Below are 22,935 nucleotides of genomic sequence, written 5' to 3'. Positions count from 1 at the left end.
AGATCGTCCCACGCCTTTCCCTTCCATCAGCAGCCCGGCCTCCGCGCCGGGCTTTTTTCGTTTCAGGGGCCTGACATGGCTGACTACTTTACTCATTTCTCGTGCCTGCTCGATGTCGGCACGCCCGAGAATGCCGCTCGCGCGCTCGACCTCTACAACAAGCTCTCGGAGGAAGGCGCCTCCGAGGAGCCGCCGTCCGAAGGCTTCCTTCTCTCGATCCAGCCTGAACACGGTGGCACCCAGCTCTGGATGCACGATGACGTCACCGGCGATCCCGAGCGCCTGATCCAGTTCGTGAAGATCTGCGCCGCCGAGTTCGGCCTGACGGGCCGCTGGGGCTTCCAATATGCCAACACCTGCTCGCGGCCGCGTCCCGACGGCTTTGGCGGTGGCGCGCACGTCCTCGACCTCGCCACCGGCGAGACGGTCGCCTGGACCTATACCGATGGCTGGCTCGCCCAGCTTCTCGATGGAGGCGATCCCGATGAGTAAGGTCATCGAAACCACGGTCTATCAGTTCGATGAACTGTCCGACGCTGCCAAGGAGAAGGCCCGCGATTGGTATCGCGAAGGCAGCTTCGGCTACGACTGGTATGATTCAGTCTATGAGGACTTCCGGCGCGTCGCCGAAATCCTCGGCCTTCACCTCAAGACCCGCACCGTGCGCCTCTATGGCGGCGGCACCCGGCAGGAGCCTTGCCTCTGGTTCCGAGGCTTCTGGAGCCAGGGCGACGGCGCCTGCTTCGAGACCTTCTATTCCTTCCGAAAAGAGGCCCCGCGCCGGATCAGGAACTACGCGCCGCAGGATACCGAGCTTCACCGGATCACCGATGCTCTTCAGTCCGTCCAGCGCCGCAACTTCTACCAGCTTCACGCCGAGGCCAGCCATCGTGGACACTATTATCACGAATACTGCATGGCGATTTCGGTCGAGCGCGACAGTCCCACCCGTCAGGACATGACCGCCGGCGCGGAGGAAGTGATGATTGAGGCGTTGCGCGACCTCGCCCGCTGGCTCTACCGGCAGCTCGAGCGTGAATACGACTACCTGACCTCGGACGAGGCTGTCGACGAGGCGATCACCGCCAACGAATACACCTTCACCGAAGCCGGACGCCGCTTCGGCTGATCCCGACAAGCGCTCTGCCTTACGGCAGGGCGCTTTTGTCATGTCAGCCACGGCTCGCCTTCTGAGAGGCAGAGGGGGCCGGGACGGGTTTGAGCCTGTGCGGTCGAGAGAGAGCGCTGCGCGGCTCGATCCCGTCGTGCTCTCCCGAGGCCCTTCCCATGAACATGATTTCCGCATCCGCGGCGGCTCCGGCTTCCGCGCCGCTTCCGCTTGCCTCCGACACCGACACCGCAGCTTTCGTCTTCGCGGCGGCGGGCCTGCTGCTGCCTCATCTCGAGCGCGGACAGCGTATCGACGCCGCCACGCTGCGCGGCGCGATGGAAATCGCCTTCGGTGCTTCCGATGCCACCGGCGCCTGGGACTGGAAAACAGCCTACGACGCCTGCGAGGCCGCGACCGTCCTGTTCCTGCGCAAGTACGGAAAGGCGCTTTTCCGCAAAGCCGGTTCGGCGGCCGAGAGCCTGCCGCTGCTGGCGAAGATCGCCGGCCTCCTGCCGACGCATACACGCCGCTCCGAGGAAGCGCAGACCTATCAGCAGTTCTCGACTCCTATCCCGCTCGGCCTGGTCGCGGCGACGGCCGCCGCCATCACCTCGGCCGACCGTGTGCTCGAACCCTCGGCCGGAACCGGACTGCTCGCCATCCTGGCCGAGATCGCCGGCGGCGCGCTCGTGCTCAACGAGCTGGCCGAAATGCGCGCCGGTCTCCTGTCCTCCTTGTTTCCGGCTCTGCCCGTCACCCGCTTCGACGCGGCCCAGATCGACGACCATCTCGATCCCGGCCTGGTCCCCAGCGTCGTGCTGATGAATCCACCTTTCTCGGTCATGGCCCATGTCGAGGGCCGCGTGGCCGACGCCGCCTTCCGCCATGTCGCCTCGGCGCTGGCGCGCCTCGCTCCCGGCGGGCGGCTGGTCACGATCACCGGCGCCAGCTTCGCACCCGACAATCCGGCCTGGACTCCGGCCTTCGCCCGTTTGCAGGAGCGCGGCCGCGTCGTCTTCTCCGCCGCGATCGACGGCTCCGTCTATACCAAGCACGGCACGACCTTTCCAACGCGGCTGACCGTCATCGACAAGCTGCCCGCCGATGATCCGACCGTCTTTCCGGCCACGCCCGGCGTCGCGCCGGACACCGCGACGCTGATGGCGTGGATCGACGTGCGGGTTCCGGCTCGGCTGCCGGTCGAGTTGCCCGGTATCCCGATCGCCGCATCTGCAGTCGCTGCACCTCGCACCGTGCGCGGCTATGTCAATCGCAGCGCGAAAGCCGCGCGCCCGGTGTCGCCGGCCGAGCCGGAGGTCGTGCCGCTCAACTACGAGACTGTCGATTGGCAGGCGGCCGAAGGCGGCCACATCACTGACGCCATCTATGAGGAATACGGACTTCAGGTCATCCGTATTCCCGGCTCTCAGGCCCACCCGACCCAGCTCGTGCAGTCGGCGGCCATGGCGAGCGTCGCCCCGCCAAAGCCCAGCTATCGGCCGCATCTGCCGAAGACCATTCTCGGCCTGCTGTCCGACGCTCAGCTCGAAACCGTCATCTATGCCGGGCAAGCCCATTCGGACCATCTCGTCGGCGCCTGGACGGTGGACGATACGCTCGACGTCGTCAGCGCCGCGCCCGAGGACGCCAAGGGGGCCGTCCGTTTCCGGCAGGGCTTCTTCATCGGCGACGGCACTGGCGTCGGCAAGGGCCGGGAGTCCGCCGCCATCATCCTCGACAACTGGATGCAGGGCCGCCGCAAGGCGGTGTGGATCTCCAAATCCGACAAGCTGCTGGAGGACGCGCAACGCGACTGGTCGGCCCTCGGCATGGAACGGCTTCTGGTCACGCCGCTCAGCCGATTCCCGCAAGGCAAGTCCGTCACGCTGTCGGAAGGCATCCTATTTACGACCTACGCCACGCTACGGGGCGACGACCGGGGGACAAGGGTTTCCAGGGTCAAGCAGATCGTCGAATGGTTGGGCTCCGATTTCGATGGAGTGGTGATCTTCGACGAGGCGCATTCGATGCAGAACGCGGCTGGCAGCAAGGGCGAGCGCGGCGACGTCGCCGCCTCGCAGCAGGGCCGCGCCGGGCTTCGCCTCCAGCACGCCCTGCCGAACGCCCGCATCGTCTATGTCTCTGCCACCGGCGCCACGACGGTCCACAATCTTGCCTACGCGCAACGCCTGGGCCTGTGGGGCGGCGAGGATTTCCCCTTCGCCACGCGAGCCGAGTTCGTCGAGGCCATCGAGGGCGGCGGCGTTGCGGCGATGGAGGTTCTCGCCCGCGACCTGCGCGCCCTCGGGCTCTACACCGCCCGCTCGCTCTCCTTCGCCGTGGTCGAATACGAGCTGGTGGAGCACGAGCTGACGCCGGGGCAGACCCGCATCTACGACAGCTATGCCGGAGCCTTCGCTATCATCCATAACCATCTGGATGCGGCGATGGCGGCCGCCAACATCACCGGATCGTCCGGCACGCTGAACCGGCAAGCCAAGTCCGCCGCCCGCTCGGCCTTCGAGAGCGCCAAGCAGCGCTTCTTCGGCCATCTGCTGACCAGCATGAAGACCCCGACCCTGATCCGGTCGATCACCAAGGATCTGGAAGAAGGCCGTTCGGCCGTCATCCAGATCGTCTCCACCGGCGAGGCGCTGATGGAGCGCCGGCTGGCGGAGCTGCCCACCGAGGAATGGAACGACGTCCGCGTCGACATCACGCCGCGCGAATATGTGCTGGACTATCTCGCCCATTCCTTCCCGACCCAGCTCTACGAGCCGTTCACCGACTCTGAGGGCAATCTGTCGTCGCGCCCCGTCTATCGGGACGGCCAGCCGGTCGAGAGCCGCGAGGCGGTCGCCCGGCGGGACGAACTGATCGCCCATCTGGCGAGCCTGCCGCCGGTCCCAGGCGCGCTCGACCAGCTCATCCAGCATTTCGGCACCGACACGGTGGCCGAGGTGACGGGTCGGTCGCGTCGCATCATCCGCAAGCCGGGCAATGGCGTCACCGTTGACCGCCTTGTCGTCGAGACCCGCGCTGGTTCGGCCAACCTGGCCGAGACTCAGGCGTTCATGGACGACCAGAAGCGCGCCCTGGTGTTCAGCGATGCCGGCGGCACCGGCCGCAGCTATCACGCCGAGCTGTCGGCGAGGAACACCCGGCTGCGTGTCCACTACCTGCTGGAAGCCGGCTGGAAGGCCGACACCGCCATCCAGGGGCTTGGCCGCACACACCGGACCAACCAGAAGCAGCCGCCGCTGTTCCGGCCGATCTCGACCAACGTGAAAGCCGAGAAGCGCTTCCTCAGCACGATCGCCCGCCGCCTCGACACGTTGGGCGCGATCACGCGTGGCCAGCGCCAGACGGGCGGCCAGGGCCTCTTCAGGCCCGAGGACAACCTGGAGAGCCATTATGCGCGTGACGCGCTGCGCCAGCTCTACCTGCTGCTGATGCGCGGTAAGATCGAAGGTTGCTCGCTTGAACGCTTCGAGGCGGCCACCGGCCTCACGCTGATGGACGCAAACGGCATCAAGGACGAACTGCCGGGCATCACCACCTTCCTGAACAGATTGTTGGCATTGACCATCGCGCTCCAGGGCGTGTTGTTCGGCGCATTCGAGCAGTTGCTCGCCGCGAAGATCGAGGGCGCCATCGCTTCCGGCACCTATGACGCCGGGCTGGAAACACTGCGTGCCGAGAGCTTCGTCGTCACCGACCGCCAGACGATCTACACCCATCCGCGCACCGGTGCCGAGACCCGTCTGCTGACGATCACCGAACGCCGGCGCAACCATCCGGTCACGCTCGCCGAGGCGCTCGGCCATCTCGACGATCCGCGCGCGAAGCTCCTCGTCAACGAGCGGTCGGGCCGCGCCGCCGTGCAGATTCCGACCACCAGCGTCATGCTCGACGACGGCGAGATCGAGCGTCGCGTCCGGCTGATCCGGCCGACGGAGGCGCACAACGTCCCGGTCAAGATGATGGGCGAGACCCATTGGGCCGAGACCGGGCGGGACGCCTTCGCGACGGCCTGGAACGCCGAGATCGCGGAGGTGCCGGAGTTTTCCGACTCGACCCTGCACATGGTCACGGGGCTGCTGCTGCCGATCTGGAAGCGGTTGCCGAACGAATCCACCCGCGTCTATCGGCTTCAGACCGACGCGGGCGAGCGGATCATCGGCCGCCGTGTCTCGCCCGCCTGGGCCGCCCATGCGACCACGACCGGCGCACCGTCGCTCTCGCCGGACGACGCCTTCGCGGCGCTGATGGACGGCCACACGATCCTGGATCTCGCCGAGGGCCTCCAGCTTCGCCGGGTGCGCGTCATGGCCGCCAACCGCATCGAGCTATCCGGCTTCACGGACACGATGCGCGAGCGACTGACCGCCTACGGCCTGTTCCATGAGATCATCTCCTGGAAGCTGCGCATGTTCGTGCCGGCCGACGCTTCCGGCCCGGCCGTGCTCGCCCGCGTGCTCGATCGCTGGCCGGTCGAGCGCATCGGCGAGCGGGAGGCGGCGTGATGTTCCGTCACGACGCTTCCGATCTGGCGCATCGTCTCGGCCGACAGGCCGAGGCGGTGTGCCGCGCATATCTGTCCTCCGGCCGTCGCTCGGGAAACTACTGGCTGGTCGGGGATGTCCAGAACACCCCCGGCCGGTCGCTCTATGTCCGTCTTCGCGACACCGCCAGAGGCCCGGCGGGAAAATGGACCGATGCTGCGACCGGGGAGCACGGCGACCTTCTCGACGTCATCCGCGAGACGCTCGGCCTTGTCGATTTCAAGGACGTGACCGAGGAAGCGCGGCGGTTCCTCTCCCTGCCGCACCCCGAGCCGGAAAAGACGAGAACGCCAACCGGCAGGACATCGAGCATCGCCATTGGCTCGCCCGAAGCGTCGCGGCGACTGTTCGCCATGTCACAGCCGATCGGCGGCACGCTTGCGCAGATCTACCTCAACGGGCGGGCGATCACGTCGCTCTCCGGCACCGCCGCGCTGCGCTTCCATCCGCGCAGCTATTACAGGCCCGATGAGCATTCGCCCACCGAGATCTGGCCGGCGATGGTCGCTTCCGTCACCGATCTTGCCGGACGGCAGACCGGCGCACACCGCACCTGGCTCGCCCTCGACGGTTCGGGCAAGGCGCCTGTCGAGACGCCGAGGCGGGCGATGGGTGACCTTCTCGGGCACAGCGTCCGCTTCGGCGTGGCCGGTGAGGTGCTGGCGGCCGGCGAAGGCATCGAGACCGTGCTGTCGCCCCGCCAGGTCTTGCCCCACATGCCGATGCTGGCAGCACTTTCGGCCGCCCACCTCGCCGCCATCCTGTTCCCGGCGACGCTGCGCAGGCTCTATGTCCTCAGAGATCGCGACCCGGCCGGTGACGGTGCGAGGGACAGCCTGATCGCCAGAGCAGCGAGCGTCGGCATCGAGGCGATCCCGGTGTCGCCGGTCGGCGACGACTTCAACGAAGATCTGCGCTGGCGCGGCGTCGACGCCCTCCGGGCGGCCCTGAAGGATCAGCTTCGTCCCGAAGACGTCAGCCGATTCATGGAGGCGTGAGGAGAGCGGCGGGGGACGAGGCGCGGCCCCAGGGCGTCTCCACCTGCCGCCTCCGCTCATCACCGTGAGCATCCTTCCTTGTCAGAGAGAGCGGCGCCCATGGCCTTCTGAGAGGGCGATCGGCTCACAAACGGGCCGGCCGGGCAATGGCGCGGCGCTCCGGCTATTTTCCGCCGGCGGGGAATCCACCCCACGCGACAGGTCGCGTGGGGACCCCGTCTCGCCCCGCCTTTGCATCGCGAAACAAAATAGCCGGGCTTGGCCATCAAGGCCCTCGCGGAAGCGCGAGGGCTGCCAGGCCGTCCCGCCTGTGAGCTTCGACGCCTGCGAAGGCCGCGATGGTCGCGGTCTCCAGACGAAGGACGCTCCCGATGATGAACGAAGACGATGACGTAGGTTTCGAGCCCGTCCACACCTCATCCCCTACCGGCCATCTCCTCACTGAGCTCCAGCTCTATGGCTGGCGTCCGTTCCAGGACGAACCTGATCCGAGGCCGCTGCCGGAAAGCGAGAAGATCGCCGCCGCGGTCGCAGACATCTTCGACGCCCTCGTCGCCACACTTGGCGAAACCCGCCTCGAACCCGACCTCGACGATCTGCTCTGGGGCGCCGTCAACCTCTTCCACCGCGCCGCCGACCGGGTGGAACGCGAGCTCGACGACAACGAACAGGCGCAGCGCCGCCTCCAGCGCGAACAGGACGGCTGCGAGGTGAAGTCGGTCGAACTCGAGCGCCTCACGGCGGAGGGGCAGACCCTGATCGAGCGGCGCAACAGCATGGAACTCTTCCGAGACCTCTCGGCGGAAGCCTTCGAGCACCACACCGGCACGCCCTGGCGGCCGCGCACCGGCTCGATGGTCAACCATCGCCATCTCACCTCGGCGCTGATCGACAGCCGCGACTTCCTTGCCGCGAAGCGCCGGGCCGAGACCGCGGTGCTGCTGCCCGCCGGCCCCAAGGTGGCCGTGACCGGCGGTGCCGACTTCAACGACCATCGCCTGATCTGGGCGAAGCTCGATCAGGTCCATGCCAAGCACCCCGACATGGTGCTGCTGCACGGCGGCACGCCGAAGGGCGCCGAACTGATCGCCTCCCGCTGGGCGGATGCCCGCAAGGTGCCGCAGGTCGCCTTCAAGCCCGACTGGACGAAGCACGGCAAGGCCGCGCCGTTCAAGCGCAACGACGCCATGCTGGACGTCCTGCCGGTCGGCGTCCTTGTCTTCCCCGGCACAGGCATTCAGGAGAACCTTGCGGACAAGGCGAAGAAGCTCGGCATTCCCGTCATGAAGTTCGATGGCGGCGCGTAAAGCGCCGTCAATGCTCTTTTGGAGATAAATTTGCCGTACTACTTGAAGAACAATGATTCCGCCGCGCACCGGCCTTAATCGCCAATGCGCCCTTTGATTGCGAGATTGATCGATTTCACTAGTTGGGCATGCGAGGGATCATTCTCGACAGGACTTCGTCTTTCCTAATGTAATGATGATAAAGTGCCGCCGCTGCATGAATTGAGATCAGAACCCAGACTACGAAAGCCCCAGCTGTGTGGTGCATCCAGTCGACCGGTGCTTCCCATTCCTCCCAGGTAAGCCCAAGCCATTCAGTAACGAACCAACGGTAGAGCAGAGTATCCTCGAATTTCGGCGTTGGCAGCCAACCGAGCGGTGCACGTAAGCCAAGATAGCCGGTAACCGGCATGAAGACCATGAAGATATAGAGCACATAGTGCACCGCCTTAGCCGCGGCATGCTCTATCCATGCGCCTTGCGGGAGTTCCGGTGGCGGCGAGACTTTGCGCCAGATCAGCCGGAGCACGGCGATGACTCCGATCAGCACCCCGGCGAAGGTGTGCGCGCGGATCGCGGCGAGATTGTCGGGTTCACCTAGCGTAGTAAACCAAATGCGATAATAGACCGATATATACGAAACGAGGAATAAGGCGGCTGTGATCCAGTGAAACAGAATGGCGAGCCCACTATATCGTTTAATGTCGTCAATCATAATCATCACACCCACCTCGCCGGTCTGCAATTTATAGCAATCCGGTCACGCTGTTGAACCGCTGGGATAGGCACTGAATCGATGACGAAAGCGTCGAGGAGAGCCGTTATGACAATAAGTCGCTCCACTGCCGCGAGACATAGCTCAACCGACTTGCGCCAAGGATTTAAAAACGATACCGTTCTGTAATTAGGATAAATAAACGATGCCGTTCTAAAATGTCAAGCCACACATCGAGTCCTGTCGATCACAACCCCGGCAAGGGAAGGCCGGGACGCCCTGCCGTCTCTCAGCAAGAGCGCATTGGGCGTATTATTCAGGCGGCCGAACAGGTATTTGTAGCAAAGAGCTACGGCGCAGCCACAATGGAGGAAATTGCGCGCACCGCCGGAATGTCGAAGAAGTCGCTGTATGAGCTATATCCGGATAAACGGCATGTATTGGCGGCCGTTATAGTCGCTGCCCATGATTTTCCCTGGGCGGATATAGACGCCACACCGGCCGCCGATCCGCTGACTGAGCTGCGCCATCGGCTAATTGCGGTTATTGAGTTTGTGTTGTCGCCTCGTCAAGTTCGCCTGACACGGATCCTGATTTCAGAGGCCGAGCAGGCACCTCAGCTTGTAGATGAATTCTACGAGCGTGTGATGGCGAAGGGGCAGGCTTACTTAGCTTCTGCTGTAATGCGCCTTGGGCACGAACAGCTTGATTCCGGACTTGTCGACATTAGGCAGCTTACTGGAGCTCTCTTTGGGGTGGCCATGGGAGATCTTCACCTGCAAGCCTTATTCGGCAAGGCGAGTGGGCTTACGCGCAAGCTGATGTTGCAACGGATCAATTTAGCGCTACGGATGTGTGGTTTTATTATATGATGCCTGTGTATACTATTAACTGTTCGGTGAATGCCGGAATGATTTGTTATATTTTATACTTTATATAATTTGTGTGGAATCCACTAATTCGTGGAGTGTTTTTTGAAAACTGCCATATAGCGACGAAGTGAGTCAATATGCAGCAACGGCGAATTGGCATAGTCGCAGGCGGAGCGTATCTCCCGGCAGCCTGTCGTGATCCTCAACCGTTCATGCGGAGGCTACCATGACGCTGATCCTGCTTGCCATCTCCCTGACGATCGCGCTGTGCGTCATCGCCTATAGCCGCGAGCACCTTCATCTTCCCAAACCCGCAATCCGCCGGATCACACCTTCAGCCATCGAGGCGGCAGCGGTGCCATGTCGCTGGAGCCCGGCAGCCGTTCAGGCTCGTCCCGACCTGCCTTCCGGCGGGCGGCACAAGGCGGCCGGTGAAGGGGTTCTTGCGGGCACGCCCGGCATGGCGAGTTTCGGGATAGGACCTGTCGGCGCTGTCGCCGGCAAGGACGAGGGTTCTGCTGTGCGTCCCCTTTGGGGCTCTCCAAGGCACCAATCCCTCCGACTGACTGATCCCCTAAGTCCGTTCGGTTTCCGACCGCAACCCCCGCGGTTTCGGACCGAGTTGGCGCAAAGCACCTGCCCGCACCACTCCGACCTTGGGGGTCGAGCTGACGCCGAGGCGTCAGTGCAGGCGTCTCCCGACGGCTTTGGCCGGGTCTCGTCGGAGGGATTGGTCCCTCCGAGGAGCAACGGAGACTTACAATGCAGAACATCGTCATTCTCGCCGGCAACATCGGCCAGGCCCCCGAAACCCACAACACCCAGGGCGGCACCGCCATCACCCACTTCACCCTGGCCACCTCGCGGCCCCGCTATTCGGAAGGCAGGGTCGTCCGAGACGAGCGCGGCTACCGGGTCCAGGACACCGAATGGCACCGCATCACCGCCTTCAACGGCCTCGGCAAGACGATCCAGCAGTATTGCGAGAAGGGGATGAAGGTTCTGGTCCGCGGCCGCATCCACTACACGAAATGGACCGACCAGCAGGGCAACGACCGCTATGGATGCGAGATCATCGCCGAGACGGTGGACTTCCTGAGCCGGGCGAAGCAGACCGAAAGCGGTGGCGACCAGCGCGATCTCGACGACGACATCCCGTTCTGAGCAAGATGCCAAAGGCCCGGCGGCGCAAGCCGCCGGGTTTCCTCATGTTCGCGGCGGATCGCGGCCTTGAACTAGGATTCCCGGCCGGATCGACCGGCCTGAAATCCTCATGAAAGGAGAGCAAACCGCTCCTCCCATGCCTCTCCCTAAAGGAGAAGGGGAAACCCGCCCACCTTGAACCTCCACCATAGAGAGCGCGAATCGCGCCCCTTCTCGGCGCTACCGACCCGCTATACGGCCAGTTTGCGCTGGCACGCGCGGTTAAGAACGACTATTTTAGTCGTAGTTTTGGCGTGCGTGCAGGTCCGTGTGGGAAGTGATCATGGATGATCACCGCCCGACAGTCACGGGCCGCGCGCGCCTTGCTGGGTTGGACACAGGAGACGCTTGCTGACGCGGCCCAAATCTCATTGACCGCACTTAAGCGCCTCGAATCAGAAAATGGTCTCGAGGTGTACGAGTCGACGCGCGATCAGGTACGCCGAGCGCTCGAGGCCGCGGGCATCGTTCTCTTGTCCATGGACAAGGGCGAAGGCGTGTTGCTGCTTCATGACCGGACCGATCATGGGAGGCGATAGCACCGATCTGGCGTGCGTATCTCACCCGACTATTTTCGTTCTCTTCATGCTACTGTACTTTGACGATGACAAAATAGTTAAGAAGAAGGGTGCGGTGCTGAGATGGGACGAACGCCCCTGCAATTTCTGGATGAGCCGCCGTCGAGCCAGACGCTCACGCCCTATGACCGCGAGCATATGGTTCTCTACCTGCGCCTGCTCGATTCCGCGCGTGCCGGAGCGGACTGGCGCAAGGCCGTCCAGATCTTGTTCGGCCTCGATCCTGCGTGCGATCCCGCGCGATGCTGGCATATCCACGAGACCCATCTGGCCCGTGCGCGCTGGATGACCGAGCACGGCTATCGCGAACTGGTCCGTGAGAGCCAGCAACACTGATTGCCGCGTTGCCGTTGCGGCGCCACCCGTTGCCGCTGGCCGGGCTTCCAAAGAACAACCTGGCCGTGAATTCTAGTTCCTTCGTGGGTCTTTTGACCAAGAAGACGGAGGACAGCTTGACGCCCGACGCATCCCACTGGTGCTCCTCGGCAAGCTATGATCATGTCGAGGACTTGACCGCATCCGAGCTCGCCTGGGAATGGCTCCGCCGCAACGACGTCTATGATAGGGACTTCGAAGCGTTGACGCGGACCGACACCGACCCGCAATCGCTGACCGACAAGATTCGGCAGCGGTGGGGGGTGCGATTTCCCCGTGGACCCTCTCCTCGCCCCACCAGCAGCTCCCGTCTTCTGGCTGCCGCAGGAAGACACGAGCGTTATCGTCCTTGCGTCTGCACCGGCCATCCTCATAGCGGATGCTGAAGATCGTGCGATTCTTTCGGTCATCGCGTCGAACATCGACGAGGAAGGCACCCACAGCCTTTACGACCTCGGCAATTCCCAATCTATCCAGATTTTGCGGGTTGACGCGGCGGCGGGCGACGCTCCTTTGGTCGCCATAGTGCCGCTCGGCATCACAGGCTTCGACCGTCTGGAAGCGATCGGCCGCCTTCTCGCCGCGTTGCATGGTCGCGTCGTTCCCCCGGACACGCGCCTGACCCGCCAGCAACGGACGCGAGCACGTCGAATGCTGCAAGCCTTCGATGGCGCGCGCGACGGCGCCACCCAGCAGGAGATCGCGCAGGTCATCTTCCGCATCGGCAGCATCAGCCGCGACGAGTGGCAGACGTCCTCGGCCCGCCACGCCGTCATGTCTCTGCTCCGAGATGCCCGCACCATGATCGCCGGCGGCTATCGCAAGCTCCTCCGTCATCGCCATCGCCGCTGAACCCCGGCGTCGGCCGGTGTGGGATTTTGGGTCCCCCCAATTTCGCACGACAACTCGTCGGCCTCGCTCCGCCATCGTGGCCAGCGTCCGCCGCTGACCTGCAGCGGCCACCGGAAACTCCACGGAGGCCCGATCCATGCGACCCGATCTTGCCGTTCTGCCGCCGCGCTTCCTGCGCACCAAGGAAGCTGCTGAATTCCTCAGCCTCTCGGCCCGCACGCTTGAGAAGCACCGCACCTATGGGACCGGCCCGGCCTATCGCAAGCTCGGCGGCCGCGTCGTCTATGCGGTCGACGATCTCGAAGCCTGGGCGGCGCGCGGCGCAGTCACCTCCACCTCCGATCCGCGTGGGCAGGTGCTGCCGGCGAAACGCCACTCGCTGCCCGCCCGTCCGCAACCCGGCCGCTACGTCCGCTGATCGCTGGCGGCTTCCCGAATGACGGCGCGGCATCGCTCATCCTCGGAGCGCGGGCAACTCGAGCTGTTCCGGGCGCTCCCCGGCGACTTCGCGCCACGAGACGCGCAGGATCTCATGGCCTATCCGTTCTTCTCCCTCTCCAAGACCCACCGCACCGCATCAATCGATTTCGCGGCGGGCAATGTCGCGATCCGGGTCGAGGCCGTGCCCGACCACGGCATGGCAACGATCTGGGACGCCGACATCCTGATCTGGGCGGCGAGCCAGATCGTCGAGGCGCGCGACGCCGGCCTCAACACCTCGCGGCTGATGGCCGCCACGCCATACGAAATCCTCACCTTCGTCGGCCGCGGCACCTCCTTGCGCGACTATCAGCGCCTCAAGGCTGCGCTCGACCGGCTCCAGTCCACCACGGTCTCGACCACCATCCGCCAGCCTGCGGAAGGCCGCCGCCATCGCTTTTCGTGGATCAACGAGTGGCAGGAGCGCACCGATCGTCTCGGCAAACCCGCCGGAATCGAGCTGATCGTGCCCGACTGGTTCTACCGCGCCGTCCTCGACGATGCGCTCGTGCTGACCATCGACCGGGCCTATTTCGACCTCACCGGCGGGCTCGATCGCTGGCTCTACCGGCTGGTGCGCAAGCACGGCGGCCGCCAGCACGACGGCTGGCGCTTCGACTTCCGCCATCTCCATCAGAAATCCGGCAGCCTGTCGCCGTTCAAGCGCTTCGCCTTCGAGCTGCGTGACATCATCCGCCGCCAGCCGCTGCCCGGCTACACGCTGTTCATCGAGGTCGAAATCGGGGGGCGGATGCTGCTCGCCTTCGAGCCGTCCGAGCCCGGTGGGCAAGCTGTGGATGGCCTCGTGCTATCGGGAACCGGCAATATCGTGCCATCAGGAACCCGACTATCGTGCTATCGGGAACCCAAACCGGCCCTAACTCACGATGGAAAAAACGAAAATCGCGCCCTTAACTTAGAGTCTAACCAAGAATCTAACTTTGAAGAGCGCGCGCGCGATGTGGACAACATCGCCAACACCGCTCGAAGCCGGGCTGAAGGGCCAGCTTCGGCCGCCAACAGAAGCAATACGTCTTTCCGTAAAGGCGGCTTTACTGCCTCAGATGCTGTCGACGCATCGCGGCGTCCTCTCGACGATTCGGGGGAGACGCGATGATCGTGGCAATCCTTAATCAGAAGGGTGGCGTCGGCAAAACGACGCTGGCGCTGAACCTCGCCGGGGAATGGGCTGCGAGAGGCAAGCGCGTCACGCTGATCGACGCGGACCCGCAAGGCTCGGCGCTCGACTGGTCGCAGCAGCGTGCTCGAGAGGGCCTTCCGCGGCTTTTCGGCGTCGTCGGCCTGGCGCGCGACACGCTCCATCGCGAGGCACCCGAACTCGTCCGCGGTGCCGATCATATAATGATCGATGGCCCGCCGCGCGTCGCCAGTCTCATGCGCTCGGCCCTGCTTGCTGCCGACCTAGTGCTGATCCCCGTGCAGCCGTCGCCGCTCGACGGCTGGGCCTCGGCCGACATGCTCGCGCTTCTTCGGGAAGCACGCATCTATCGGCCGGAGCTGGTCGCCCGCTTCGTTCTCAACCGCTGCGGCGCCCGCTCGATTCTCGCCCGCGAGACGGCCGAGACTTTGACTGACCATGACCCGCCGGTGCTGGCGAGCACGATCGGCCAGCGCATCGCCTTCGCGACAGCGGCGCAATCCGGCCGACTGGTCCGCGAGCTCGACGACGATACGCCGGCCGCACGCGAGATCGAGGCTTTGGCGACCGAGATCGACGCCGCGATGGCGGAGAATGGCTGCGGCCGAACCGCCGCCGCGCTGCCGCTCGACGGAAAGGCCACGCCATGAGCGACCGCCCGCCCCGTCGCGGCTTCGCCGCGCGGCCTGCCGATCCCGAGCAATGGATCAAGGCGGCAGACGCTTCATCCCGCGACGGCGACGCTTCCGACTTCACCGCGCGGCTGACCATCGACGTGACGCCCGAGCTGCGTGGCCGGATCAAGATCGCCGCGTTCCGGCGCGGGATCACCGTCGCCGACATGCTGCGCGGGCTGCTCGCACGGGAATTCCCCCAAAAGTCCGAAGGAGACCCCTCATGACCGGCAACGCGGCCCCCCGCGTGCGTGGCGGCCCGGTGCCGTCGACGCAACCGGCCGATGGCTTCACCCATGTCGAGCTGACGCACCTCGAGAAGCGGATCGAGAACTGGATCAGGTTCGGCCGCGAGGCGCGCGAACAGGTGCTCGACCGCCGACGGCGCATCCTCTCCTTCCGATCCGGCAGCATCTTCGCTTTCGTTCGCTGGGCAGCCAACGACTTCGGCACCATCATCTCGCGCATCGACATCGTGGGCGCCGTCGAGCCGGGCGAAGCGTACCAGACGCTGCCGTTCGTGCGCCCCGGCGGCGACATCCTGCTGAAGATCGAAGGCTGGCCGAAGGTCGAGCAGGTGCTCCGCCATATCGACGCGGTGGAGGCCGCCGGCATCGACGCATGCGAGGTCGCCCCCGATCACTGGCGCCACGTCCACAACCGGATGCGCGCCGGCGAGGCGCCACGTGCCTACACACTGGCGCGCCATCAGGCGTGGCTCCAGCGGCGGGAGGTCGAAAGATGACCCGCTTCGGCTACGTCATGGTGACGTATTTCTCGGTAATGGGCGTCGCCGTCGCCTCCTTCGTTCCCACGTCGCTCAGGTTCGTGTGGAACACCTCGGCCAGTGCCCCGATCGGCCTCTACGAGATCGAGCCGATCGGCGACCTCGACATCACCGATCTGGTCGCGGTGACGCCGCCGAAGCCGCTCGCCGACTTCATGGTCGAGCGCGGCTATATCGGCCGCGGCGTGCCGCTCCTGAAGCGCGTTATGGCGCTGCCGGGGCAACAGGTTTGCCGCATCGGCCGCAGTATCACGGTCGACGGTCTGCCCCTCGGCGACGCGCTCGACCGCGACGGGACGGGCCGCGCTCTGCCGGTTTGGCAGGGCTGCCGCCGCCTCGCGGACGGCGAGCTGTTCCTGATGAACCCCGATGTCCGCGACAGCCTCGACGGCCGCTACTTCGGCCCGCTTCCGGCTCGCGCCGTCATCGGCCGGGCGATGCCGCTCTACACCGACGAAGACGACGACGGCCGCTTCGTCTGGCGTGCGCCAACGCTGTGACGCCCCCTGAACCAGCGCGTGCGGGGCTCGCCGACTTCCTTCCACCACCAGCATAGAGGAGATTTCCATGCCGCAGATTGGTCAGTTCACGCGCGTGTCGAAGGGTTTCGCCGGGCGCATTCAGACCTTCTCGCTTGACCGGGATGTGACCCTCTTTCCGGCCGAGCCGTCCGACACCGAGAACGCGCCGGACTATCGGCTTCATCTCGGCGATGACGAAGGCCCCGAGATCGGCGCGGGCTGGAAGCGCACCGGCGAACGTGCCGGCGACTACATCGCGCTGGTCATCGACGACCCCGCGCTCCCGCAGCCGATCCGCGCCAATCTGTTCCGCGACACCGCCGCCGGCAATGCCTGGTCGCTGCACTGGAGCCGCCCACAGAGGCGCGACGGGAAGGATTGACGCCATGCGCTGCGCCGCCCTCCTTCTCCTTTCCGGCCTGGCCCTCGCGAGTGTTCCACCGACGACGGCTTTCGTGCAGGCGATGCCGATCGCTCGGCCGTCGGCCCGCGATCCCTTTGCCGACCATATTGCCGAGGCGGCGCAGCGCTTCGAGCTTCCCGCCGCCTGGATCAGGGCGGTGATACGCGCGGAAAGCAACGGCGATCCGCGCGCGATTTCTCCCAAGGGTGCGATCGGGCTCATGCAGATCATGCCCGAGACGTGGGCTGAGCTGCGCATCCGCCATCGTCTCGGCGACGACGCCCACGATCCGCGCGACAACATCATCGCCGGCGCCGCCTATATCCGGGAGCTGTTCGATCGCTACGGATCGCCGGGCTGGATCGCGGCCTACAACGCAGGCCCTGGCGGCTATGAGACGTCGCTGAAGGGGCGTCCTCTTCCGCCCGAAACCCGCGCTTACGTCGCCACCGTGATGCCGGCGATCGACGGTGGTGACATGGCGGGGCCGATCGTTGTCACAGCGGCCGATCCACTCGCTTGGACCCGCGCGCCGCTGTTCATCATGCGGCCAGCCCGCACGCCTGCTGCCGATCCCGTGCCGGCCGGACGTTCGTCGAACGACACGCCTACCGCAACCGCAATAAGCGATGCGTCCGCCATCGTGCCGCAGTCCGGCGGCCTGTTCGTGGCGCGCTCAATGAGAAGGACCGTTCCATGACCACATTGCCGCCCATTCGCATCCTGTCGGGCTCGGGCGTGGCATGGAGGGCGCAGAGACAGGGGGCAGGCAACGCAACCGCACGAGGGCAGGATAAAACCGCGCACATTGCGCGCCGGTCGGTCGGTTGTTTTCGTTGGATTTTCTCACGCGTTTCGCACATTGCCACCTTCGGCGGCAATGTGCCCTGCCTACTCAAGTTTCTATATCCACGAGACATTCTGCACCTTGCGGAGCCGCATCATGGCCGATGAGCGCGAGTTCCGCGTCCGTCCCGGCCGCATCCGCTCCTCCGGCGCACAGCGCGCCAAGCCGTTCATCGCGCAGGCGCTGGCGGCCGCGAAGAAGGCGGGCGGCGGCGCGTCGCGCTCCGGGCGGATCGTGCCCGGCAACCGCTCGCGCTTCGGTCACGGTCAGCGCGCCAGCATCCAGGCAAACCGCCTGATCACCGCGCGCTCCCGCGGCGCCGTCATCAAGGCGCGTGTCGTTCGCCATACGGTGCGCTCCGCGCCGCTCGGCACCCATCTCACCTATCTGCGCCGCGAAGGTGTGACCCGCGACGGAGAAAAGACCCGCCTGTTCGGGCCGGGCACCGAGACCGCCGATGCCGACGCCTTCGCCGAACGGTGCCAAGACGACCGGCATCATTTCCGATTCATCGTCTCACCCGACGACGCGCTGGAGATGGCCGACCTCAGATCGTTCACCCGCGATCTCGCCGGCCAGATGGAGAAGGATCTCGGCACCCGCCTCGATTGGGTGGCGGTCGATCACTGGAACACCGAGCATCCGCACGTCCACCTGATCGTGCGCGGTGTGCGCGACGACGGCCAGGACCTCGTCATCGCGCGCGACTACATCAAGGAGGGGATGCGCGACCGGGCGCGCGATCTCATCACCCAGGAGTTGGGACCGCGCACCGACCTCGACATCCGCCGCGCGCTCGAGCGCCAGATCGCGGCCGAGCGCTGGACCCAGCTCGATCGCCAGCTTGTCCGGGATGGAAAGGAGACCGGCATCATCGACCTCGCGCCGCCCGCCGGCGCGCGGCCCGACGAATTCCACGCCCTGAAGGTCGGGCGCTTGCGCAAGCTCGAAGCGCTTGGCGTGGCGAGCCAGGTTGGCAACGCGCAATGGGTCGTCAAGCCGGAAGCCGAGACGGTGCTGCGCGAGCTCGGCGAGCGGGGCGACATCATCAAGCGGATGCACCGGGCGCTCACCGAGCGTGGCATCGAACGCGGGTCGGCCAGCTATGTGCTGGCGGGCGAAAGCCTCGAGGTTCCGATCGTCGGCCGGCTGGTCGGACGCGGCCTCGATGACGAGCTCAACGGCACCGCCTATGCCGTGGTCGACGGCGTCGACGGCCGCACCCACCACGTCAGGCTGCCGGACCTCGATGCGGCCGGCGACAGCGCGCCCGGATCGATTGTCGAGTTGCGTCGGTTCGACGACGCGCGTGGGCAGCGCCGGGTGGCGCTCGCCGTCCGCTCCGATCTCGATATCGAGCGGCAGATCACCGCCTCGGGCGCCACCTGGCTCGACCGGCAGAACATCGCCCGCGAGCCTGCCGCGCTCTCCGACAGCGGCTTCGGTGCCGAGGTACGGCAGGCACTGGATCGCCGTGCCGGGCACCTCATTGAACAGCGCCTCGCCGAGCGGCAGGGCCAGCGCATCACCTTCACCCGCAACCTGATCGACACGCTGCGCCGCCGGGAGCTGGACGAACTGGGTGAGACGCTCGCCGCCGAGACAGGCCAGCCCGTCAACCGTGCAGGCAGCGGCGAGCATGTCGCCGGCATCTATCGTCAGCGCTTTGCGCTCGCCTCCGGCCGCTTCGCCATGATCGACGACGGCCTCGGCTTCCAGCTCGTCCCCTGGACCCCCTCCCTCGAAAAGCAGCTCGGCAGGCACGTCTCCGGCATCGCTCGCGCCGACGGCGGCGTCGACTGGAGCTTCGGCCGAAAGCGGGGCCTCGGCCTCTAGCCGCTCATCTGGAAAGGACCGCCACCATGTCGGCCACCAAAATCCTCTGGGGTCAAATCCTCACTGTCTTGCTGATCGTGCTGGCGACGACCTGGGGTGCCACCGAATATGTCGCGTGGCGGCTCGCCTTCCAGGCGCAACTCGGGCCGCCATGGTTCGTTGTCCTCGGCTGGCCATTTTACCTACCACCCGCTTTTTTCTGGTGGTGGTATTTCTATGACGCCTATGCGCCGTCCATCTTCGTCGAAGGCGCCTACATCGCCGCCTCCGGCGGCTTCATCTCGATCGCCGTTGCGGTTCTGATGTCGGTCTGGCGGGCGCGCGAGGCCAGACACGTCGAGACCTACGGCTCCGCCCGCTGGGCCGAGACAGCCGAAGTGAAGGCGGCAGGACTCCTCGGGCCAGAGGGTGTGGTGCTCGGCCGCTACGATCGGGACTATCTCCGCCACGACGGGCCGGAGCATGTGCTGTGCTTCGCCCCGACCCGCTCCGGCAAGGGCGTGGGTCTCGTCATTCCGACCCTGTTGACCTGGCCGGGCTCGGCGATCGTCCACGATATCAAGGGCGAGAACTGGCAACTCACCGCCGGCTTCCGCTCCCGCCACGGTCGCGTGCTGCTGTTCGATCCGACCAACGCCAAATCCTCGGCCTACAATCCACTGCTCGAGGTGCGCCGCGGCGAGTGGGAAGTCCGGGACATTCAGAACATCGCCGACATCCTGGTCGACCCGGAAGGCAGCCTTGAGAAGCGGAACCATTGGGAGAAGACCTCCCACGCGCTCCTGGTCGGTGCGATCCTGCACGTCCTCTATGCCGAAGAGGACAAGACCCTCGCCGGCGTCGCCGCCTTCCTCTCCGATCCGAAGCGGCCGATCGAGTCGACGCTGGGAGCGATGATGAAGACGGCGCATCTCGGCGCCGCCGGGCCGCATCCCGTTATCGCCAGCGCCGCCCGGGAACTGCTCAACAAATCCGACAACGAGCGAAGCGGAGTCCTCTCCACCGCCATGTCGTTCCTCGGCCTTTACCGCGATCCCGTCGTCGCCGAGGTGACGCGGCGCTGCGACTGGCGGATCGGAGACATCGTCGGCGGCAAGCAACCGACGACGCTCTACCTCGTGGTGCCGCCTTCCGACATCAATCGCACCAAGCCGCTGATCCGCCTGATCCTCAACCAGGTCGGACGACGCCTCACCGAGGATCTGCAGGCCAAGGCCGACCGCCATCGGTTGCTCCTCATGCTCGACGAGTTCCCCGCGCTTGGCCGCCTCGACTTCTTCGAGTCGGCGCTCGCCTTCATGGCCGGTTATGGGCTGAAGAGCTTTCTGATTGCGCAATCGCTGAACCAGATCGAGAAAGCCTACGGTCCCAACAACTCGATCCTCGACAACTGCCACGTCCGGGTGAGCTTCGCCACCAACGACGAGAGGACGGCGAAGCGCGTATCGGACGCCCTCGGCACTGCGACCGAGATGCGCGCCATGCGGAATTATGCCGGCCACAGACTGAGCCCCTGGCTCGGTCATCTGATGGTGTCGCGATCGGAGACCGCCCGGCCGCTGCTCACTCCCGGCGAGATCATGCAGCTGCCGCCCGCCGACGAGATCGTCATGGTCGCCGGCACACCGCCGATCCGCGCCAAGAAGGCGCGCTACTACGAGGACGCCCGCTTCAAGGAACGCATCCTGCCGCCGCCGGCCTTGACCGCAGCAACGCAAGGGCGGCCCGACGACTGGACGGCACTCCCCTTGCCGCCGCGGCCAGCAGTTCTTGCCGCTGCCTCGGCCGAGACCAGCGAGGAGGACACCACCGAATCCGAGCACCGCCGTCAGCCCGAACTTGCCCGCGTCAAGCCGGTCGAGAAGAAGGCGCCGATCGATAACGAATTCGAGATCGACCCCGTCGACGATGTCGACGATGACGCCGTCCGCAACAGCCGGATGAACCGCATGATGCAGGGCGTGGCGCGGCAGGTCTCGCTCGATCCGAACGACGGCATGGAGCTCTGACGGCCATGTCGGATCACAATCACGGCCCGCGCCGGAAGAAGGCGCAGATCTCCGTCTATCTCGCCCCGGACGTCCTGGCGATGCTGGCCGACCACGCGGCGCGCCGGAACCTACCGCAGTCCATGATCGCCGAGGCCGCCATTGCCTCGTTTCTGTCGCCCGACGCGGCCGAGCGCCGCGAGGCGGTGCTGGCAAAGCGCCTTGATCAGCTCGACCGGCGCATGGCTCGACTCGAACGGGACCTGGGCATCGCTGTCGAGAGCCTGGCCGTGTTCATTCGCTTCTGGCTCACTACCACGCCGGCGCTGCCCGAGCCGGCTGCGCACGCTGCCCGCGCCAAGGCCGGCGAGCGCTACGATGCCTTCGTGACGGCGCTCGGTCGCCGCCTCGCCAAAGGACCGAAGCTTCAGCAGGAGATCGCAGAGGATGTTTCGCCACAAGGAGAATAGGTCAAGGTGGATATACGCCAGAGCAGCTATTAGGGGCTGCGGCGCTTAAAAGCGACATTCTATTGACCTTGCTCCCAGCCGAAGGTCATTCTCGGATTTGCGAAGGCATTAGCTTTTGTCTCGCTGGCCGCCCTGGCAAGCTTCCCCCCCCCAAAAAAAACATTGTCAGCATTAAATCCACCGCTTGGGGTTCCGTCTACGGTAACCTACATCCCAGAGAATCTTAAGGGGGCATTCGTGAGCCGCTATTTCTCCGACCGACATGGCTTCGGTGGTCCCGAGCCGGAAATCATGCTCCGGGAAGCCGCTCCTGAAGAACTTCGGTTCGGCGTCGCAGCGATCGCTCGAAACGCCGGGATGAAGCCATCAACCATCCGACATATCATTTGCAGTGTTCTCTTCGAAGCGCCGGACCAGAGCAACTGGTCCGAATACCCAAACATCTGGGATGAAGTTCTACGATTGCTGCGAAGCTGCGAGTGGTACAAAGTGTACGATATCGCGGAAACGTTATGGCGCAATCTCGAATATGATTTTGAGCATCAGGACCTGTTCCAAAACGAACTCAATCGCTTATTCAAGGACAAAGGGATTGGCTGGGAACTGAAGTCACCGAATGGTATCGTCTACCGAGGTGACGCCACATTCACTGCTCTCACCGACGAAGCGGAAAAGCTGTTCACGGCGACAGAAAGGCAGACTGCTGCTACAGAAATCAAAGAGGCGCTCAAGGATATTTCTCGCCGACCTGAGCCGGACCGAACTGGAGCCATTCAGCATTCGATGGCCGCTCTGGAGTGCGTTGCTCGGCACGTTACCGGTCAACCAAAGCCGACGCTTGGCGAGTTGATTCCTCGCCTGAATCTGCCAAATCCCCTGGATCAAGCACTCCCCAAGATTTGGGGCTATGCGTCCGAGCGAGGACGCCACCTTCGTGAGGGGCGAGATCCAAGCGCGTCAGAAGCCGAATTGGTGGTGAGCTTGGCCTGTGCTCTCGGTGTCTATTTGATTCGGAGAAACGACGAGATTCCTTAGTCTGGACCGCCGATCTCCTGTATTTGCACGCCATGCTACTACGCCGATGAATCCTTGTTGAATCGGCCTAACTTCTGGCTTTCTTAATCGTCCCCGATCCAGGGCCGTCTGTCGTACGGGCCCGCGCCAGAACGGGGACGACGTGACCGCTACCCTCCAGCAATCCGAGGCGATCTCCCG

General features: G+C 65.0%; 24 protein-coding genes. 23 read left to right on the top strand and 1 reads right to left on the bottom strand.

The genetic code is table 11. The annotated features are described in order from the left end of the window. Positions 1–75 precede the first annotated feature (75 nt). The 5 genes from CJ014_RS09275 to CJ014_RS09255 all read left to right on the top strand — a co-directional run bounded on the left by CJ014_RS09275 (position 76) and on the right by CJ014_RS09255 (position 7,981). Complete coding sequence (locus CJ014_RS09275; protein ID WP_100080199.1) at positions 76–492, top strand: hypothetical protein; 417 nt, start codon at positions 76–78, stop codon at positions 490–492. Further along, the gene (locus CJ014_RS09270; RefSeq protein ID WP_100080198.1) at positions 485–1,129 is read left to right on the top strand and encodes an antitoxin of toxin-antitoxin stability system; all 645 of its coding nucleotides are present in this window, start codon (positions 485–487) and stop codon (positions 1,127–1,129) included. The genes CJ014_RS09275 and CJ014_RS09270 overlap by 8 nt, the downstream gene beginning before the upstream one ends. Before the next feature lie 158 nt (positions 1,130–1,287). Beyond that, the gene (locus CJ014_RS09265; RefSeq protein WP_100080197.1) at positions 1,288–5,637 is read left to right on the top strand and encodes a strawberry notch-like NTP hydrolase domain-containing protein; all 4,350 of its coding nucleotides are present in this window, start codon (positions 1,288–1,290) and stop codon (positions 5,635–5,637) included. Then, entirely contained in the window at positions 5,637–6,674 is a 1,038-nt protein-coding gene (locus tag CJ014_RS09260) for a DUF7146 domain-containing protein (protein ID WP_100080196.1), read from the top strand. Before CJ014_RS09265 ends, CJ014_RS09260 begins: the two co-directional genes overlap by 1 nt. Before the next feature lie 374 nt (positions 6,675–7,048). Next, positions 7,049–7,981, top strand: a complete 933-nt coding sequence (locus CJ014_RS09255) for a DUF2493 domain-containing protein (protein WP_100080370.1) — start codon at positions 7,049–7,051, stop codon at positions 7,979–7,981. A gap of 118 nt (positions 7,982–8,099) precedes the next feature. On the opposite strand, the gene CJ014_RS09250 is transcribed toward CJ014_RS09255, so the two are convergent. Beyond that, positions 8,100–8,705, bottom strand: coding sequence for a cytochrome b (locus CJ014_RS09250; protein WP_133121830.1), 606 nt, complete (start codon positions 8,703–8,705; stop codon positions 8,100–8,102). A 188-nt stretch (positions 8,706–8,893) separates the two neighbouring features. Between CJ014_RS09250 and CJ014_RS09245 the strand changes: the two genes are divergently transcribed. The 18 genes from CJ014_RS09245 to CJ014_RS09160 all read left to right on the top strand — a co-directional run bounded on the left by CJ014_RS09245 (position 8,894) and on the right by CJ014_RS09160 (position 22,755). After that, positions 8,894–9,547, top strand: a complete 654-nt coding sequence (locus CJ014_RS09245) for a TetR/AcrR family transcriptional regulator (RefSeq protein ID WP_100080194.1) — start codon at positions 8,894–8,896, stop codon at positions 9,545–9,547. A 762-nt stretch (positions 9,548–10,309) separates the two neighbouring features. Further along, positions 10,310–10,711 (top strand): single-stranded DNA-binding protein, encoded by a 402-nt coding sequence (locus CJ014_RS09240; protein WP_100080193.1) that lies wholly within the window; start codon positions 10,310–10,312, stop codon positions 10,709–10,711. 326 nt (positions 10,712–11,037) lie between these two features. Continuing rightward, positions 11,038–11,289, top strand: a complete 252-nt coding sequence (locus tag CJ014_RS09235) for a helix-turn-helix domain-containing protein (protein WP_100080192.1) — start codon at positions 11,038–11,040, stop codon at positions 11,287–11,289. Between the two features lie 102 nt (positions 11,290–11,391). Next, the gene (locus tag CJ014_RS09230; RefSeq protein ID WP_100080191.1) at positions 11,392–11,664 is read left to right on the top strand and encodes a DNA -binding domain-containing protein; all 273 of its coding nucleotides are present in this window, start codon (positions 11,392–11,394) and stop codon (positions 11,662–11,664) included. 65 nt (positions 11,665–11,729) lie between these two features. After that, entirely contained in the window at positions 11,730–12,089 is a 360-nt protein-coding gene (locus CJ014_RS28165) for a transcriptional regulator domain-containing protein (RefSeq protein WP_342588534.1), read from the top strand. Further along, the gene (locus CJ014_RS09220) at positions 11,980–12,555 is read left to right on the top strand and encodes a DUF2285 domain-containing protein (RefSeq protein WP_245427217.1); all 576 of its coding nucleotides are present in this window, start codon (positions 11,980–11,982) and stop codon (positions 12,553–12,555) included. The genes CJ014_RS28165 and CJ014_RS09220 overlap by 110 nt, the downstream gene beginning before the upstream one ends. A 136-nt stretch (positions 12,556–12,691) precedes the next feature. Next, entirely contained in the window at positions 12,692–12,973 is a 282-nt protein-coding gene (locus CJ014_RS09215; RefSeq protein WP_100080190.1) for a helix-turn-helix transcriptional regulator, read from the top strand. An 18-nt stretch (positions 12,974–12,991) separates the two neighbouring features. Beyond that, positions 12,992–14,152, top strand: a complete 1,161-nt coding sequence (locus CJ014_RS09210) for a replication initiator protein A (RefSeq protein ID WP_100080189.1) — start codon at positions 12,992–12,994, stop codon at positions 14,150–14,152. Next, positions 14,149–14,844 carry a ParA family partition ATPase gene (parA, locus tag CJ014_RS09205; RefSeq protein WP_100080188.1) on the top strand — a complete coding sequence of 232 codons (696 nt, stop codon included), beginning with the start codon at positions 14,149–14,151 and terminating at the stop codon, positions 14,842–14,844. Before CJ014_RS09210 ends, parA begins: the two co-directional genes overlap by 4 nt. Further along, positions 14,841–15,095 carry a hypothetical protein gene (locus tag CJ014_RS09200; RefSeq protein ID WP_100080187.1) on the top strand — a complete coding sequence of 85 codons (255 nt, stop codon included), beginning with the start codon at positions 14,841–14,843 and terminating at the stop codon, positions 15,093–15,095. The genes parA and CJ014_RS09200 overlap by 4 nt, the downstream gene beginning before the upstream one ends. Beyond that, complete coding sequence (locus tag CJ014_RS09195; RefSeq protein WP_100080186.1) at positions 15,092–15,613, top strand: DUF2840 domain-containing protein; 522 nt, start codon at positions 15,092–15,094, stop codon at positions 15,611–15,613. Before CJ014_RS09200 ends, CJ014_RS09195 begins: the two co-directional genes overlap by 4 nt. Then, positions 15,610–16,155, top strand: a complete 546-nt coding sequence (locus CJ014_RS09190; RefSeq protein ID WP_100080185.1) for a S26 family signal peptidase — start codon at positions 15,610–15,612, stop codon at positions 16,153–16,155. Before CJ014_RS09195 ends, CJ014_RS09190 begins: the two co-directional genes overlap by 4 nt. Positions 16,156–16,222: 67 nt before the next feature. Beyond that, positions 16,223–16,558: a DUF736 domain-containing protein gene (locus CJ014_RS09185; RefSeq protein WP_100080184.1), complete on the top strand. Its 336-nt coding sequence runs from the start codon at positions 16,223–16,225 to the stop codon at positions 16,556–16,558. 4 nt (positions 16,559–16,562) lie between these two features. Next, positions 16,563–17,279, top strand: coding sequence for a lytic transglycosylase domain-containing protein (locus CJ014_RS09180; protein ID WP_100080183.1), 717 nt, complete (start codon positions 16,563–16,565; stop codon positions 17,277–17,279). Between the two features lie 243 nt (positions 17,280–17,522). Next, on the top strand, positions 17,523–19,262 hold the full coding sequence (locus CJ014_RS09175; protein WP_100080182.1) for a relaxase/mobilization nuclease domain-containing protein: 1,740 nt from the start codon (positions 17,523–17,525) through the stop codon (positions 19,260–19,262). 26 nt (positions 19,263–19,288) lie between these two features. After that, positions 19,289–21,271, top strand: a complete 1,983-nt coding sequence (locus CJ014_RS09170) for a conjugal transfer protein TraG (protein ID WP_100080181.1) — start codon at positions 19,289–19,291, stop codon at positions 21,269–21,271. A gap of 5 nt (positions 21,272–21,276) precedes the next feature. Further along, positions 21,277–21,720 carry a CopG family transcriptional regulator gene (locus tag CJ014_RS09165; RefSeq protein ID WP_100080180.1) on the top strand — a complete coding sequence of 148 codons (444 nt, stop codon included), beginning with the start codon at positions 21,277–21,279 and terminating at the stop codon, positions 21,718–21,720. A gap of 237 nt (positions 21,721–21,957) precedes the next feature. Then, the gene (locus tag CJ014_RS09160) at positions 21,958–22,755 is read left to right on the top strand and encodes an AbiJ-NTD4 domain-containing protein (RefSeq protein WP_100080179.1); all 798 of its coding nucleotides are present in this window, start codon (positions 21,958–21,960) and stop codon (positions 22,753–22,755) included. Positions 22,756–22,935: the final 180 nt, after the last annotated feature.

The organism is Pleomorphomonas carboxyditropha, assembly GCF_002770725.1.
Lineage (GTDB): Bacteria > Pseudomonadota > Alphaproteobacteria > Rhizobiales > Pleomorphomonadaceae > Pleomorphomonas > Pleomorphomonas carboxyditropha.
Note: the sequence above shows the minus strand (reverse complement) of the source record. Positions and strands in the feature narration are given on the sequence as shown.

What these genes read in the sequence shown, in the direction of transcription:
- CJ014_RS09230 (WP_100080191.1), top strand. Translation starts at nt 11,392, where the DNA reads ATGGGACGAACGCCCCTGCAATTTCTGGATGAGCCGCCGTCGAGCCAG.
- CJ014_RS09275 (WP_100080199.1), top strand. Translation starts at nt 76, where the DNA reads ATGGCTGACTACTTTACTCATTTCTCGTGCCTGCTCGATGTCGGCACG.
- CJ014_RS09255 (WP_100080370.1), top strand. Translation starts at nt 7,049, where the DNA reads ATGAACGAAGACGATGACGTAGGTTTCGAGCCCGTCCACACCTCATCC.
- CJ014_RS09190 (WP_100080185.1), top strand. Translation starts at nt 15,610, where the DNA reads ATGACCCGCTTCGGCTACGTCATGGTGACGTATTTCTCGGTAATGGGC.
- CJ014_RS09200 (WP_100080187.1), top strand. Translation starts at nt 14,841, where the DNA reads ATGAGCGACCGCCCGCCCCGTCGCGGCTTCGCCGCGCGGCCTGCCGAT.
- CJ014_RS09265 (WP_100080197.1), top strand. Translation starts at nt 1,288, where the DNA reads ATGAACATGATTTCCGCATCCGCGGCGGCTCCGGCTTCCGCGCCGCTT.
- CJ014_RS09240 (WP_100080193.1), top strand. Translation starts at nt 10,310, where the DNA reads ATGCAGAACATCGTCATTCTCGCCGGCAACATCGGCCAGGCCCCCGAA.
- parA (WP_100080188.1), top strand. Translation starts at nt 14,149, where the DNA reads ATGATCGTGGCAATCCTTAATCAGAAGGGTGGCGTCGGCAAAACGACG.
- CJ014_RS09215 (WP_100080190.1), top strand. Translation starts at nt 12,692, where the DNA reads ATGCGACCCGATCTTGCCGTTCTGCCGCCGCGCTTCCTGCGCACCAAG.
- CJ014_RS09270 (WP_100080198.1), top strand. Translation starts at nt 485, where the DNA reads ATGAGTAAGGTCATCGAAACCACGGTCTATCAGTTCGATGAACTGTCC.
- CJ014_RS09210 (WP_100080189.1), top strand. Translation starts at nt 12,992, where the DNA reads ATGACGGCGCGGCATCGCTCATCCTCGGAGCGCGGGCAACTCGAGCTG.
- CJ014_RS09175 (WP_100080182.1), top strand. Translation starts at nt 17,523, where the DNA reads ATGGCCGATGAGCGCGAGTTCCGCGTCCGTCCCGGCCGCATCCGCTCC.
- CJ014_RS09185 (WP_100080184.1), top strand. Translation starts at nt 16,223, where the DNA reads ATGCCGCAGATTGGTCAGTTCACGCGCGTGTCGAAGGGTTTCGCCGGG.
- CJ014_RS09245 (WP_100080194.1), top strand. Translation starts at nt 8,894, where the DNA reads ATGTCAAGCCACACATCGAGTCCTGTCGATCACAACCCCGGCAAGGGA.
- CJ014_RS09165 (WP_100080180.1), top strand. Translation starts at nt 21,277, where the DNA reads ATGTCGGATCACAATCACGGCCCGCGCCGGAAGAAGGCGCAGATCTCC.
- CJ014_RS09195 (WP_100080186.1), top strand. Translation starts at nt 15,092, where the DNA reads ATGACCGGCAACGCGGCCCCCCGCGTGCGTGGCGGCCCGGTGCCGTCG.
- CJ014_RS09180 (WP_100080183.1), top strand. Translation starts at nt 16,563, where the DNA reads ATGCGCTGCGCCGCCCTCCTTCTCCTTTCCGGCCTGGCCCTCGCGAGT.
- CJ014_RS09260 (WP_100080196.1), top strand. Translation starts at nt 5,637, where the DNA reads ATGTTCCGTCACGACGCTTCCGATCTGGCGCATCGTCTCGGCCGACAG.
- CJ014_RS09170 (WP_100080181.1), top strand. Translation starts at nt 19,289, where the DNA reads ATGTCGGCCACCAAAATCCTCTGGGGTCAAATCCTCACTGTCTTGCTG.
- CJ014_RS09235 (WP_100080192.1), top strand. Translation starts at nt 11,038, where the DNA reads ATGATCACCGCCCGACAGTCACGGGCCGCGCGCGCCTTGCTGGGTTGG.